The 14,813-nt window shown below is 63.3% G+C and carries 14 protein-coding genes; 5 read left to right on the forward strand and 9 right to left on the reverse strand.

The window, feature by feature from the left end:
- Positions 1-191: 191 nt before the first annotated feature.
- The 9 genes from AAFO92_RS12720 to coxB form a co-directional block, all read right to left on the reverse strand.
- On the reverse strand, positions 192-776 hold the full coding sequence (locus AAFO92_RS12720) for a GNAT family protein (RefSeq protein WP_347535636.1): 585 nt from the start codon (positions 774-776) through the stop codon (positions 192-194).
- On the reverse strand, positions 776-2,038 hold the full coding sequence (locus AAFO92_RS12725; RefSeq protein ID WP_347535638.1) for a pitrilysin family protein: 1,263 nt from the start codon (positions 2,036-2,038) through the stop codon (positions 776-778). The genes AAFO92_RS12720 and AAFO92_RS12725 overlap by 1 nt, the downstream gene beginning before the upstream one ends.
- Positions 2,035-3,423, reverse strand: coding sequence for a threonine synthase (gene thrC, locus AAFO92_RS12730; RefSeq protein ID WP_347535640.1), 1,389 nt, complete (start codon positions 3,421-3,423; stop codon positions 2,035-2,037). Before thrC ends, AAFO92_RS12725 begins: the two co-directional genes overlap by 4 nt.
- Entirely contained in the window at positions 3,420-4,103 is a 684-nt protein-coding gene (locus AAFO92_RS12735; protein ID WP_347535642.1) for an SURF1 family protein, read from the reverse strand. The genes thrC and AAFO92_RS12735 overlap by 4 nt, the downstream gene beginning before the upstream one ends.
- A gap of 83 nt (positions 4,104-4,186) precedes the next feature.
- Positions 4,187-4,999, reverse strand: coding sequence for a cytochrome c oxidase subunit 3 (locus AAFO92_RS12740; RefSeq protein ID WP_347535644.1), 813 nt, complete (start codon positions 4,997-4,999; stop codon positions 4,187-4,189).
- Between the two features lie 23 nt (positions 5,000-5,022).
- Entirely contained in the window at positions 5,023-5,604 is a 582-nt protein-coding gene (locus tag AAFO92_RS12745; RefSeq protein WP_347535646.1) for a cytochrome c oxidase assembly protein, read from the reverse strand.
- The gene (locus tag AAFO92_RS12750; RefSeq protein ID WP_347535648.1) at positions 5,604-5,765 is read right to left on the reverse strand and encodes a hypothetical protein; all 162 of its coding nucleotides are present in this window, start codon (positions 5,763-5,765) and stop codon (positions 5,604-5,606) included. The genes AAFO92_RS12745 and AAFO92_RS12750 overlap by 1 nt, the downstream gene beginning before the upstream one ends.
- Positions 5,762-6,706: a heme o synthase gene (gene cyoE / locus AAFO92_RS12755; RefSeq protein ID WP_347535650.1), complete on the reverse strand. Its 945-nt coding sequence runs from the start codon at positions 6,704-6,706 to the stop codon at positions 5,762-5,764. Before cyoE ends, AAFO92_RS12750 begins: the two co-directional genes overlap by 4 nt.
- Before the next feature lie 44 nt (positions 6,707-6,750).
- Complete coding sequence (coxB, locus tag AAFO92_RS12760) at positions 6,751-7,632, reverse strand: cytochrome c oxidase subunit II (RefSeq protein ID WP_347535652.1); 882 nt, start codon at positions 7,630-7,632, stop codon at positions 6,751-6,753.
- Positions 7,633-7,827: 195 nt separating this feature from the next.
- On the opposite strand from coxB, the gene tldD reads away from it, so the two are divergent.
- The 5 genes from tldD to AAFO92_RS12785 form a co-directional block, all read left to right on the forward strand.
- Positions 7,828-9,249 carry a metalloprotease TldD gene (gene tldD / locus AAFO92_RS12765; protein WP_347535654.1) on the forward strand — a complete coding sequence of 474 codons (1,422 nt, stop codon included), beginning with the start codon at positions 7,828-7,830 and terminating at the stop codon, positions 9,247-9,249.
- Complete coding sequence (locus tag AAFO92_RS12770) at positions 9,246-10,067, forward strand: class I SAM-dependent methyltransferase (protein WP_347535656.1); 822 nt, start codon at positions 9,246-9,248, stop codon at positions 10,065-10,067. Before tldD ends, AAFO92_RS12770 begins: the two co-directional genes overlap by 4 nt.
- A gap of 326 nt (positions 10,068-10,393) precedes the next feature.
- The gene (gene dprA / locus AAFO92_RS12775) at positions 10,394-11,545 is read left to right on the forward strand and encodes a DNA-processing protein DprA (RefSeq protein WP_347535658.1); all 1,152 of its coding nucleotides are present in this window, start codon (positions 10,394-10,396) and stop codon (positions 11,543-11,545) included.
- Between the two features lie 176 nt (positions 11,546-11,721).
- Positions 11,722-14,244 carry a type I DNA topoisomerase gene (gene topA / locus AAFO92_RS12780; protein ID WP_347535660.1) on the forward strand — a complete coding sequence of 841 codons (2,523 nt, stop codon included), beginning with the start codon at positions 11,722-11,724 and terminating at the stop codon, positions 14,242-14,244.
- 446 nt (positions 14,245-14,690) lie between these two features.
- A partial coding sequence (locus AAFO92_RS12785; protein WP_347535689.1) for a CoA-transferase occupies positions 14,691-14,813 on the forward strand: 123 nt, incomplete at its 3' end.

Here is a 14,813-nt window from a genome sequence, read left to right on the forward strand (position 1 = left end):
GTTCTACTTTGTTCGCATGAAGAACGAGATTGTCGTAGACGGCGACGGAATTTTAGAAAATTCCGTATCGGAAAATTTCAAATTTTCCGCCCCGTTTTCTTTGAAGAAAACGGCCCTGGTTTCAGCAAAGCGCTTGCAACCACCGTTTTCATTACGTCTTGTCTCAACCGCGGCACACCAGGGCCCAGAGCCTAGCCTGCGTCCGTTCTGCCCCGGCGGTCCAGACGCAGCGCGGCATAGAGAACATGGGTGCGCCAGCGGCCGTTGATCTGCAGATAGCTCTGCGCCACGCCTTCATACTTGAAGCCGCATTTTTCCAGAAGCGCACGAGAGGCTTCGTTCTCCGGCAGGCAGGCGGCTTCGACCCGGCTGAGATCGAGCCGCTCGTAGGCGTAGTGCACGACGCTCCGGATCGCCTCTTGCATGTAGCCCTGCCGGGCATGTGGTTCACCGATCCAGTATCCCAGCGTACCGGCTTGCGACGGGCCGCGGCGGATATTGTCAAGCGTGATCGCCCCCAGCAGGTTCTGATCTTCGCGCCGGATCAGAAACAGCGGCACCGCCGAGCCGTTGCTGATCGACCGCTGCGCCCAGTAGACCCGGTTGGTGAACCCCTTTCGTGACAGGTGGTCGCCCGCCCAGACCGGTTCCCAGGGCGTCAGGAACTCGGCAGATTGTTCGCGCAGGCTGCGCCACGTCCGGAAATCGCTCAGGAGCGGCTGACGCAAGGTCATGCGCTCGGTCTCGATCCGAAGCTTGCGGCGCGGGATGAACATCAGGCCGCGCGCCTTTCCTGCAGGGCATCCAGCGTCGGGGCGCCCTCAACCGGGCCATATAGCGCCATCGCCGCGGGCGCCTTGCTGGCCAGTTGTTCAGCCAGTCTGCGAACATCCGCAAGCGTCACCGCGTCGATATTCGCGACGACTTCATCCAGCCCGGGCACCCGGCCCCAGATCTGCAGCATCCGGCTCAGGCGCTCGGCCCGGTTCGACGGGCTTTCCAGCCCCATCAGCAGGCCCGCTTTCATTTGCGCGCGGGCACGCTCCACCTCGACGTCGGTCATGTCATCCACGGCACGTTTCATCTCGTCCACGGTGATCTGCGCCAGATCGGCCATCTGCGCGGCCGAGGTGCCGGCGTAGATCGTGGTCATGCCGGTGTCGGCATAGGCCCCGGCCTGCGCGTAGATCGTGTAGCAGAGGCCGCGTTTTTCGCGCACCTCCTGGAACAACCGCGACGACATGGACCCGCCAAGCGCGCTGGCATAGATCTGCGCCGTGTAGATCGCCGGATCACTGTAATTCGGGCTCTCGAAGGCCAGGGCAAAATGCGCCTGTTCCAGGTCTTTCACATGGCGGCTTTCGCCCCCGGTGAACTTTGCCACCGGCGCCAGATGCGCCGGGGCCGCGGCCATGTCGCCGAACAGCGCCTCTGCGGATTTGACCAGCGCGGCGTGATCCACCGCCCCCGCCGCCGACAGGATCATCTGCCCGGGCCGGTAATGCTGATCGACGAAACCCTGCAGGTCGCCGCGCGAAAACGCCCGCACCCGTTCCTCTGCCCCCAGGATCGTGCGGCCCAGCGGATGGTCCGGATAGGCCTTTTCCTGCAACCAGTCAAAGATGATGTCGTCAGGCGTATCCAGCGCCTGGCCGATTTCCTGCAGGATCACGCCGCGTTCGATCTCAATCTCGTTCGGATCAAAAACCGGGTTACGCAGGATATCGGCAATCACGTCCAGCGCCAGCGGCACGTCGTCTTGCAGGACGCGCGCATAATAGGCCGTCACCTCGCGTGAGGTATAGGCATTGATATAGCCGCCCACATCCTCGATTTCCTCGGCAATCTGCAACGCGCTGCGCCGCTTGGTGCCCTTGAAGGCCATGTGTTCGAGGAAATGCGCGATGCCGTTCTGGCTGGCTTCCTCATGCCGTGCGCCGGCCAGAACCCAGATCCCGATCGAGGCTGACTGAAGCCCCGGCATATGCTCGGTGACGATGCGAAATCCGTTTGAAAGCGTAGTAAGATTGACAGTCAATTCCCGGTCCGTTCCTTTATGAGTGTCTCGATGGCGCCCAGGTCATTTTCCACCCGGGTAATCCGTTCCGACCGCTCATACAGGTCCGACATACGTTCCGGCAAGGGGGGACGCGTGCCGCTGGCGCCTTCCACCGCGTCGGGAAACTTGGCCGGGTGGGCGGTGGCCAGCGTGATCATCGGCGTTCCCGGGCTGCGGTGTTCCTCGGCCACCTTGACGCCGATCGCCGTGTGCGGGCACAGCAGTTCGCCCGTCCGGGCATGGGCGTCGCGGATCATGGCGCGGGTTTCATCCTCGTCACAGCGCCCGCTGTCGAAACTCTCGCGCAGCGCCTGAAGCGCGCCTTGCGACACGCTGAAGCCGCCGCCCTTCAGCTCATCCATCAACTGGCTGACCGCCGCACCGTCGCGCCCGTAGGCCTCGAACAGAGCACGCTCGAAATTCGAGCTGACCTGAATGTCCATCGACGGGCTGATCGAGGGGATCACGCCATCGGGCTTGTAATCCGAGGTGCTCAGGCAGCGGTGCAGAATGTCGTTCTGGTTGGTGGCCACCACCAGCCGGTCGATCGGCAGGCCCATGCGCTTGGCGATGTAGCCCGCGAAGATATCGCCGAAATTGCCGGTGGGCACGGTGAAGCTGACCGGGCGCTGTGGCGCGCCGAGGCTGACGGCGGAGGTGAAGTAATAGACCACCTGCGCCAGCACCCGTGCCCAGTTGATCGAGTTGACGCCGGCCAGTCCCACGGCATCGCGGAAGTCGAAATCGTTGAACATATCCTTCACGCGTGCCTGGCAATCATCGAAATGCCCGTCGACGGCCAGCGCGTGGACATTGGCCTCTGCCGGCGTCGACATCTGACGCCGCTGCACCTCGGAGACACGGCCATGCGGATAGAGGATGAACACGTCCACCGCGTCCAGCCCCTTGAAGGCCTCGATCGCGGCGCTGCCGGTATCCCCGCTCGTGGCCCCCACGATGCAGACCCGGTTGCCCGATCGCTTCAGCGACGCCTCGAACAGCTGGCCGATCAGCTGCATGGCGAAATCCTTGAACGCGAGCGTCGGCCCGTGGAACAGCTCCAGCAGGAAATGCCCACTGTCAAGCTGGACAAGCGGCGCCCGGGCTGCATGGCCGAAACCCGCATAGGCGCGGGCGATGATGGCGCGGAACTCCTCCTCGTCGAACGCCCCGCCGATATAGGGCTGCATGATCCGGTAGGCGGCCTCTTCATAGGAAACGCCCGCCAGCGCGGCGATGTCGGCGCGGCTCATCTGCGGGATGATCTCGGGCAGGTAAAGCCCGCCATCGCGCGCCAACCCCGTCAACATCGCCTCTTCGAAACTCAGAACCGGGGCCGTGCCCCTTGTCGAGATATATCTCACGTCACATCGCCTTTCGGTTTGCGGGTGGTCCGCCAGAGGAAATATCCGGTCATCGCCAGCCAGATCGCGGCCAGGGAAAACCAGGTGATTGCATAGTTCAAGTGATCGTTCGGAATGGCGCTCGTGTCCACCGGCAGCGGCGTCGCGCCAAGGTCCGTTTCCGACCAATCGCGTGCCACTACCAGCAGCGGTTCGGTGCCAAGCCGGTCGGCCATCTGGTCCAAGTCGCGTGCGAACCAGATATTGCCGATAACGTCATTATCCGGGGTCGAACTGTTGCGGTCGTCGGGCCAATGCAGGTTGCCGATGACGGTGACCGGGCCTGGGGGTATCTCTGGCAGGGGTGCGTCCACCTTGATGAACCCCAGATCGACCAGAACCGCGCGATCTGCCGTCCGAAGCGCCGTCACCAGCCGGTATCCCGCCCCGGCCTGTTTCCGGCTGACCAAGACCCGCAGCACCTCGCTCCCCGGCGTGCCCGTGACCCGGACCGGCAGATAGCGGTCGGCCACCGGGTCGGGCCGTGCGGGCAGCGCCACCGGCTCGGCCGCGATCCGCGCCTCGATCTCGGCAAGAACCCCTTCTTTCCAGGCCAGCCGCTGCACCTGCCAGACGCCCAGCCAGATCAGCACGACCGCCCCGGCCAGCCCGAAGATCAGAGGTATGAGAATGCGGCGCACGTTGCGGCTCCGTTAGAAAAGACAAAGCGCGCGAAATCTCCGCGCGCTTCGATTGTGTCGTCGGGTGGGTGCTAAGCCACCGCTCAGCCGCCCCAGATATAGACCGCGGCGAACAGGAACAGCCAGACCACGTCGACGAAGTGCCAGTACCAGGCCGCCGCCTCGAACCCGATATGTTTTTCCGGGGTGAAGTGGCCGCGATAGACGCGCAGCAGGCAGACGAACAGGAAGATCGTGCCGATGATCACATGCGCACCGTGGAAGCCGGTGGCCATGAAGAAGGACGCGCCGTAGATATTGCCCGAGAAACCAAAGGCTGCGTGACTGTATTCATAGCCCTGGAAGACCGTGAACAGGGCGCCAAGCGCAATCGCGATGATCAGGCCCCATTTCATGTCTTCGCGGTTGTTTTCATGCACCAGCGCGTGGTGCGCCCAAGTCGCCGCACAGCCCGAGCAGAGCAGGATCAGCGTGTTGATCAGCGGCAGATGCCAGGGGTCGAAGGTTTCGATGCCCGCGGGCGGCCAGACCCCATCCTTGATCGGGCTTTCCGGCCCCATCGGGTACATGGCGTGCTTGAAAAAGGTCCAGAACCAGGCCGAGAAGAACATCACCTCGGACATGATGAACATGATGAAGCCATAGCGCAGGCCGATCCGCACCACGGGGGTGTGATCGCCCACCTTGCTTTCGGTCACCACGTCGGCCCACCAGCCATACATCACGTAACAGACGCCGGCAAAGCCCATCAGGAACACCCAGGGCTGGTTGTTGTCGATCCGCGGCGACATCCAGAGGACCGCGCCAAAGAGCATCACGAACCCGAAAAACGCGCCAAGGAACGGCCAGAGTGAGGGGTTCAGAATGTGATAATCGTGGTTTTTTTCATGTGCCATCTTCGGTTCCCTCGCTGGAAGGCTCAGTTCGTGTTTTTATCGGTTTCAGCATCCTGCGCAAGGGCGGCTTGCTCTTGCGGCAGGTCGATTTCGTAGAATGTATAGGACAGCGTGATCGTGTGGGTGTATTTCGCGTCCCGGTCGGTGACGATCTCGGGATCGACATAGAAGGTCACGGGCATCTCGACCCGCTCGCCGGGCTGCAGGACCTGTTCCTGGAAACAGAAACAGTCGATCTTGACAAAGAATCCCCCGGCCTCGTAGGGCGTGACATTGTAGCTCGACTGTCCGGCGATGGGTTTGTCCGTGGGGTTGTAGGCCTCGTAAAAGGCCAGACCGGTCTCGCCGATCCTGATTTCCATTTCACGCGCCACGGGCTTGAATTCCCACGGCATCCCACGTTCCTTGCTGGCGTCGAAGCGGATCTTGATGGTCTGGTCCAGCACGTTATCGGCCCCGGCCGTCGCCACGCCCGGCGTACCGCCGAAACCGGTCACCCGGCAGAACCAGTCATAGAACGGCACCGACGCCCAGGCCAGCCCGCCCATCAGCACCACGACCCCCACGAGCCGCGTCACCGTTCTGGTTTTTGCATCCATCGCCATCAATTGGCCTCCTCGGCCGCGGGGATCGCGAAATCTTCATTCGAAACCTTGGCGATCGTCAGCCCGAAAACCAGCGCCACGAACCCGGCGAGCACCAGGCCAAGGCCCAGGTTGCGGCTGAAGCGGCGCTTGTGCATCTCATGCTGCTTGGACAGGCTCATGACCAGCCTCCCAGCCCGTAGCCGCCCAGCGTGGCCTGCAACAGGATCGCGGTGAAATGGCCGAACAGGTAGTACAGCGACAGCTTGAACAATTTCCTCTCGGCACGATAACCATCGGCCTCGGCAGCGATCTCGTCCCGGCGCCAGATATCCACCGCGCCCTTCACGAACAGCGCGTTCAGTACCAGGGCCACGACCAGATAGATCGGCCCGCCGATACCCGTAAACGCTGTACCGATGGCGATCGGCGCCAGCAGCAGCGTGTAGGCCAGGATGTGCCGCCGCGTGGATTTGCGGCCATGCGTCACGGTCAGCATGGGCACGCCGGCATTTTCGTAGTCGGATTTCATGAACAGGGCCAGCGCCCAGAAATGCGGCGGTGTCCACATGAAGATCAGCGTGAACATCAGCACGCTTTCCACGCTGACGCCACCGGTGGCAACGGCCCAGCCGATCATCGGCGGAAAGGCCCCTGCCGCACCGCCGATCACGATATTCTGCGGTGTCCAGCGTTTCAGCCACATCGAGTAGATCACGACGTAGAAGAAGATCGTGAAGGCCAGCAGGCCCGCAGCCACGAAATTCGCCGCCAGCGCCAGCATCACCACCGACATCACGCTGAGCGTCATGCCAAAGGCAAACGCCTCGCCCTCGGTGATCCGCCCGGCGGGGATCGGCCGCCCCCGCGTCCGCTTCATGATCCGGTCGATATCGGCGTCCCACCACATGTTCAACGCGCCCGAGGCGCCACCGCCCACCGCGATGAAGAGGATCGCCGCCAGGCCGATGACGGGATGCACTCCCACCGGCGCCGCCAGCAGCCCGACAAGCGCGGTGAACACCACAAGTGACATCACCCGCGGCTTGAGCAGGGCAAAGAAGTCGCCGAAACCGGCTTCGCCGGTCTGCGCTGTCGTGGTATTCAGGCTCGCGTCGCTCATCAGCTTCCCCGAAATGGTGAGAAGGTTATCCCACCACCGTCATTTCACTCGGCCGAGGCCAGCTTGACCGCGGCAGGCAAGGTCGACGGATCACCGGCATATTCGTCGATCGCGCCCTTCAGCCACGCGTCATACGCTTCCTGGCTGACAACCTTGACGGTGATCGGCATATAGGCATGGTCCTTGCCGCACAGTTCGGAACACTGACCGAAATAGACGCCTTCCTTTTCGGCCTTGAACCAGAGCTGCGCCAGCCGGCCCGGCACCGCGTCCTGCTTGACGCCGAAAGCCGGGATCGTCCAGGCATGGATCACGTCGGCGCCGGTCACGGTCATCACAACGGTCTTGTCCACCGGCACGACCACGGCTGTATCCGTCGCCAGCAGGAATTCGTCGCGGGTATAGCCCGCCGCTTCCAGTTCGGCCACGACCTCGTCGTTCAGCACCTTGCCTTCGCCGATCAGGAAGCTTTCAAAGCCGAACTCGTGATCGGTGTATTCATAGCCCCAGTACCACTGGTAACCCGTCACCTTGATGTTGATCTCGCCCTCTGGGATCTCCTGCTGCTTGAACAGAACCGGCAACGAGAACGCGCCGATCAGCACAAGAATCACGATCGGGATGACGGTCCAGGCAACCTCCAGCGGCGAATTATGGGTGAATTTCGCCGGGTTCGGGTTGGCGCGGCTGTTGTAGCGGACAATCGCAAAGGCCAGCAACGCTGTCACGAACAGCGAAATCACCGTGATGATGACCAAAACCATGCTGTCCAGCCACACGATATCGCGCATCAGTTCTGTTGCGGCAGGCTGAAACCCGACGCCGCCCGTTTCCGGCCTGCCAATGATTTCAAGGTTTTCCTGCGCAGCAGCGGGGAGGGCAGAAGAAGCGGCCATCGCGGCCAGCAGTGGTTTTGTAAAACGCATAATGCACCCAGATCGGTTGAAGCGGTTCCCGGCGGTCTGTACGGATGGGACCAGACAGATCACGGAATCCCTTTGTTTCGTCGCCGTTAGAAACCATATTCTACGTCAACAGACAAGAATGACCATTGCGGCAAACGGACGCTTTTTTTGATTTGGATCAAAAAATTTGTCCCTGCCCACGTACAAGAGGCCCTCATGAGCGATAATTCCTTCCGCCCTTTCAAGACCGCGCTTGACCGCGACGCGGCATTGTCGCTGCTTCGGTCGGCGACCGACGGTGCAGATGACGGCGAGTTGTTCATCGAACGGCGCCGGGCCGAGGCGCTGGTTTTTGACGACGGCCGGGTGAAAACCGCAAGCTACGACGCCTCCGAGGGGTTCGGGTTGCGCGCGGTGCTGGGCGAGGTCACAGGCTATGCCCATTCCTCCGAGGTTTCGGAGGCGGCGCTGGCACGGGCGGTCGAGACCGCGCGTCTTGCCGTGGGCGCCGGCGGCGGCACGCTGGCCGATGCCCCTGCCCGCACCAACAAGCGCCTCTATACCGATGTCGACCCGATCAGCGGCGCGGCATTTCCGGTCAAGCTGGAAACCCTGCGCCAGATCGATGCCTTTGCCCGCGATCTGGATTCCCGCGTGGTCCAGGTGTCGGCCACGATTGCCGCCGCGCATCAGGAGGTCACGATCCTGCGCCCGGACGGGACCGAGGTATCGGATACGCGGCCGATGACCCGGGTCAATGTCTCGGTCATCGTCGAGCAGGACGGCCGCCGCGAAACCGGCACGGCGGGCGGTGGCGGGCGCGTGGGCCTGGATGGATTGCTTGACCCGTCGGACTGGCAGGCCAAGGCACGCGAGGCGCTACGCATCGCCACCGTCAACCTCGATGCCGTGCCGGCCCCGGCGGGCGTGATGGACGTGGTGCTGGGCCCCGGTTGGCCCGGCATCCTGCTGCACGAGGCCATCGGCCACGGGCTGGAGGGGGATTTCAACCGCAAGGGCAGCTCGGCTTTTGCCGGTCTCATGGGCCAGCAGATCGCGGCCAAGGGCGTGACCGTCCTGGATGACGGCACGATCCCCGACCGGCGCGGCAGCATCACCGTGGATGACGAGGGCACGCCCTCGGGCAGGAACGTGCTGATCAAGGACGGCGTCCTGGTGGGGTTCATGCAGGACCGGCAAAACGCCCGCCTGATGGGCGTTGCCCCCACCGGCAACGGGCGGCGCGAAAGCTTTGCCCACGCGCCGATGCCGCGCATGACCAACACCTACATGCTGGGCGGCGATGCCGATGCGGCCGATCTGGTGGCCGATCTCAGGGACGGCATCTATGCGGTGGGCTTCGGCGGCGGACAGGTCGACATTACCAATGGCAAGTTCGTGTTTTCCTGCACCGAAGCCTATCGCGTCGAAAACGGCAAGGTGGGCGCGCCGGTCAAGGGCGCCACGCTGATCGGCGACGGCGCAACCGCCCTGAAACACATTCGCGCCCTCGGCAACGACATGGCGCTGGATCCCGGTATGGGCAATTGCGGCAAGCAGGGCCAATGGGTGCCCGTCGGCGTGGGCCAGCCCACGGTGATGATCGGCGGGCTGACGGTGGGCGGGTCCGCCGCATGAGCGGCCGCGATGGCACGATCGACCCACAGGCGATGCGCGATTTTGGCGCCGCCGTCGATTTCGGTCGAACCGCCGCCGACTATGCCGCGCACCGGGCCGGGTTTCCGCACGCCTTTTTCGATCTTCTGCGCGATCGCGGGTTTGCCCGGCCCGGCCAGCGCGCGCTTGATCTAGGGTGCGGCACCGGTTCCGTGGCCCGCGGGCTGGCGCTGACCGGTCTCGAGGTGACCGGTCTCGACCCGGCGCAGCGGCTTCTGGATCAGGCAAAGACACTCGATGCGCGGGCAAATGTTTCTGTCACCTATGTCTGTGGCACTGCCGAAGCACCACCATTCTCAGCGCGCAGCTTCGATCTGATCACAGCCGGGCAATGCTGGCACTGGTTCGACCGGGCGAGTGTCGCCGCCTGGGCCGCGCAACTGCTCCGGCCCGGAGGGAGGATGATCATTGCACATTTCGACTGGCTGCCCTTGCCCGGAACGGTTGTTGCCGCGACCGAGGCCCTAATTCTCGCCCATAATCCCGATTGGGCCGGGGCGGGTGGCAGCGGTATTTATCCCGATTGGCTTGCCGATCTGGCCAGAGCCGGTTTCGCCGGGATCGAAACTGCGTCCTTCGACCTCACACAGCCCTACAGTCACGCCGCTTGGCGAGGCCGCATCCGGGCTAGTGCCGGCATATCCGCCAGCCTTGACGCAGCCGCGGTGACGCGCTTTGATTCAGAGCACGCCGCCTTGCTTGCCCGCAAGTTCCCGGTCGACCTGCTGCAGATCCCCCACCGCGTGTGGCTGGTCACCGGGCAGCGCACTCGCACCTGACCGCTTCGGGCCGCCACATCACCCGCTCCATGAACGGCCGCCTTCGCGGTAAACCGGAATCATGCGAGCACCCGCTTGCGCAGCTTTAACGGATTATCGGGGCCTGGTATGGGGCGGCGCCAATTCTGCCTCGCCATAAATGGGGAGCCCAAGGACATTCCGGGCAACCCCCAAGCTTTCAAGCTTCATTTCAATCAAATTTTTAATATCTATATTTCAATGGCTTAGAGTCGTTTCCGTCATTTCAGGTCGCCCTGCTTATTCTGATTTACCGCCCATTAACCACCCTGAACATAGAACTGGTGTTGCAAGCAGGCGGAGTCACGATGACCGAGGATTTAGAACATCCTTCCACTCACCCCCCACTCCCACCCACCACGGAAGATGATCGGATATCGTGGCTTCGTCTGTTGCGCTCCCGCCGGGTCGGGCCTTCCACTTTTTTCAGGCTGATGCACGAACATGGCACCGCGCAGGCCGCGCTCGAGGCGCTGCCCGAGGTGGCCCGCGCCGCCGGCGTCAAGGAATACGAGATCTGCCCCGAAGGCGTTGTCCTGGCCGAGCTGAAGGCCGCAAGGGACGCCGGTGCGCAGCTTGTCTGCGCCGGCAGCGACGCATACCCGCCGGATCTGCTGCAGATTTCCGATGCCCCGCCGCTATTCTGGTCCATCGGTGACATTTCCCTGTTGCAACGCCCGATGATTGCCCTGGTGGGCGCGCGCAACGCCTCGTCGCTGGGGCTGCGCATGGCCCGCGCCCTGGCCGCGGGATTGGGCGAAAAAGGCCATATTGTCGTCTCCGGCCTCGCACGCGGTATCGACACGGCGGCGCATCAGGCCGCGCTGGACACCGGGACGATTGCCGTGCTGGGCGGCGGCGTCGACGTGATGTACCCGGCCGAAAACACCAATCTGGCCCGGGACATCGCGCAATCCGGCCTGCGGCTGTCAGAGCAGCCGATGGGGCTGAGCCCGCAAGCGCGCCACTTTCCCCGCCGCAACAGGATCATCAGCGGCATGTCCCGCGCCACGGTCGTGGTCGAGGCGGCGGCGAAATCCGGCAGCCTCATCACCGCGCGCAACGCACTGGATCAGGGGCGCGAGGTGCTGGCCGTACCGGGCCACCCGTTCGATGCCCGCGCCGCCGGCTGCAATATGCTGATCCGCGACGGGGCCCGGCTGGTGCGCAATGCCGACGACGTGATCGAGGCGCTGCCGCAGACGGAAACGGTGTCCGAACAGATGGAAATCGCGCTGGAGCAACCACAGGCCGCGCCGGTTGTTTCTCGGCCGCAGGCCGACACGGCCACCCTGCACGCGCTGATCCTCCAGAGGCTGGGCCCCTCGCCCATCGCCGAGGATCAGCTGATCCGCGATCTTGCGGCACCGGCACATAACGTGTCGCCTGTGCTTGTCGACCTGGAGCTCGAAGGCCGAATCAAGCGCCAGGCCGGCGGGCTGCTCGCTCTGGCCGATTGACCTCTGCACCGGGCAGTGTCCGCACATCCTCGGTATGCCTCCCGGTGCGCAATCGCCGCCACCTTCCCACCGAACACCAATCTGAACAGGCCTTTTTCAGGGTGCATTGACAATTCCTCTTGCCACCCCACATGTTCCGCCGCCATAAGCCTCGTCCCGAGTCGAAAGGAGTTTCCATGCCCGTTGTCGTTGTCGAATCCCCCGCCAAGGCCAAGACAATCAACAAATATCTGGGCTCGGACTATACCGTTCTGGCGTCCTATGGACATGTACGTGACCTGCCACCCAAGGACGGATCGGTCGATACCGAGAACGATTTCGAGATGAAATGGGAGGTCGGCTACGACAGCCGCAAACATGTCAAGGCCATCGCCGACGCGCTCAAGGACGACAATGCGCTGATCCTCGCCACCGACCCGGACCGCGAGGGCGAGGCGATCAGCTGGCACCTCGAAGAGGCGCTGAGGAAACGCAAGGCGATCAAGAAGGACACGCCGGTCAGCCGCGTGGTGTTCAACGCGATCACCAAATCCGCGGTAACTGAGGCGATGGAGAACCCGCGCCAGGTGGACGGCCCCCTGGTCGAGGCCTATCTGGCCCGCCGCGCGCTGGACTACCTGGTGGGCTTCAACCTGTCGCCGGTGCTCTGGCGCAAGTTGCCGGGTGCGAAATCCGCGGGCCGTGTGCAATCGGTCTGCCTGCGCCTGATCGTCGAGCGCGAGATGGAGATCGAGGCATTCAAGCCACAGGAATACTGGTCTGTCAGGGCGATCCTGGGCACGCCGCGCGGCCAGGAATACGAGGCGCGGCTGACCGTGCTGGCAGGCAAGAAGCTGGACAAGTACGACATCGCCAATGAAACCCAGGCGGAACTGGCTGTGCAGGCGATCCAGAGCCGCGACCTGACGATCAAGTCGGTCGAGGCGAAACCGGCCTCGCGCAATCCGTCGGCGCCCTTCATGACCTCAACCCTGCAGCAGGAAGCCAGCCGCAAGTTCGGCATGGGCGCGCGCCAGACCATGTCGGCGGCGCAGCGGCTCTATGAGGCGGGCTACATCACCTACATGCGGACCGACGGCATCGACATGGCCCCCGAGGCGGTAATGGCCGCGCGCGACGCCATCAAGGACCGCTATGGCGAGGATTATGTCGCCAAGTCGCCGCGCATGTACAAGAACAAGGCCAAGAACGCGCAGGAAGCCCACGAATGTATCCGCCCGACGGACATGACCCGCGACGCATCGAAGATCAAGACCACCGACGCGGATCAGCGCAAGCTCTATGACCTGATCTGGAAACGCACGCTGGCCTGCCAGATGGCCTCGGCCCGGCTGGAGCGAACCACCGTGGATATCGCCAGTGCCGATGGCCAGGTGGGCCTGCGCGCGACCGGTCAGGTGATCCTTTTCGAGGGCTTCATGAAGGTCTACGAGGAAGGCCGCGACGACGCGGTCGTGGATGACGATGACAAGCGCCTGCCGCAGATCATGGAGGGCGAGACCGCCGAGAAACGCAAGGTCACGCCCGAGCAGCACTTCACCCAGCCCCCGCCGCGCTATACCGAGGCGACACTGGTCAAACGCATGGAAGAGCTGGGGATCGGCCGGCCTTCGACCTATGCCAGCATCGTCACCACGATCCAGGACCGCGAATATGTCCGCAAGGACAAGAACCGCCTGATCCCCGAGGACAAGGGCCGGATCGTCACCATTTTCCTGCTGAATTTCTTCCGCAAGTATGTTGGCTACGAATTCACCGCCGATCTCGAGGAAGAACTGGACGTGATCAGCGCCGGAGACGCGCATTACAAAGAGGTGCTGGCGAAGTTCTGGCGCGATTTCTCGGCGGCGATTGCCGAGACGTCCGAACTGCGCATCACCGAGGTGCTCAGCGTGCTGGACGAGGCCCTGGCCCCCACGCTCTACCCCCCGCGCGAAGATGGCAGCGATCCGCGGATCTGCCCGCTCTGCGGCACGGGCAAACTGCATCTCAAGACGTCGAAGTCCGGCGGGTTCGTCGGCTGCGGCAACTACCCGGAATGCCGTTACACCCGCCCCATCGGCGGTGATGCGGCCGAGGGCGGCGACCGGGTACTGGGCGAGGATGCGGGCGACGAGATCAGCCTGCGCTCGGGCCGGTTCGGACCTTATGTCCAGCGCGGCGAAGCCACCGAGGACAACAAGAAACCCCCGCGCGCCAGCCTGCCCAAGGGCTGGGCCGCCGACGACATGGATCTGGAAAAGGCGCTGACACTTCTCAGCCTCCCGCGCGAGGTCGGTCCACACCCGGATGACGGCGAGATGATCGAGGCGGGGATCGGCCGCTATGGGCCCTATGTCAAGCACGGCCGCCTTTATGCCAACCTCAAGGAGGTCGACGACGTCTTCACCATCGGCATGAATCGCGCGGTCGAGGAACTGGCCAAGAAAGCTGCCAGCCGCGGAGGTGGCCGCGCGGCGGCCAAACCGCTCAAGGAGTTGGGCGAACATCCCAACGATGGCGGCCCGGTCAATGTCATGGATGGCCGCTATGGCCCCTATGTGAAATGGGAGAAGGTGAACGCGACCCTGCCCAAAGGCGTCGAGCCCGCGGATGTCACGATGGAAATGGCCGTCGAACTGATCGCGGAAAAGGCGGCCAAGAAAGGCAAGGGCCGCAAGAAAGCCCCGGCAAAGAAGAAGGCCGCAAAATCGGCCTGATGTTGACGGCCACCCGGCGACACGGCTAAGACGTGCCTTCTTTTGGGATCAGGAAAGGAGGCGACCATGACCGGCCATCGCAAATATGACGATCTGCCGTCCTTTCGAGCGGACGTCGAAACGCCGCAGGGGTTTCCTGTCTGAGACCCAAGTCAAACGCGGCGTGCGCAGAACCCACGGCGGCGAGGTCTATCTGGTCGAAAAACTGGGACGCAACGATCCCTGCCCCTGTGGATCCGAGCGGTGCTTTCAAGAAATGCTGTCTGAAAACTGGCAGATATGACGGCGTTCTCAGAGATGGCTATTTTCAGATAGGTGTGGCGGCAGGATCAAACCCGCCCCATACGTAGTAATCCTAATAACCGCCGCTTTCCGGGGCAGGCACGTTGACTCTTGCCTGCGCTGCGCCTCATATCCGTGCAAAACGGCTGAAAGAGGTGTCCGCTATGAAGAAAGTATACGGTAGCGCGTCTGCGGCGCTGGACGGTTTGCTGCGTGATGGCATGCTGATTTCCGCGGGCGGGTTTGGTCTGTGCGGCATTCCCGAGTTGCTGATTGACGCGATTGTC

The sequence above is a fragment of the Roseovarius sp. CAU 1744 genome, assembly GCF_039839345.1.
Taxonomy (GTDB): Bacteria; Pseudomonadota; Alphaproteobacteria; order Rhodobacterales; family Rhodobacteraceae; genus Roseovarius.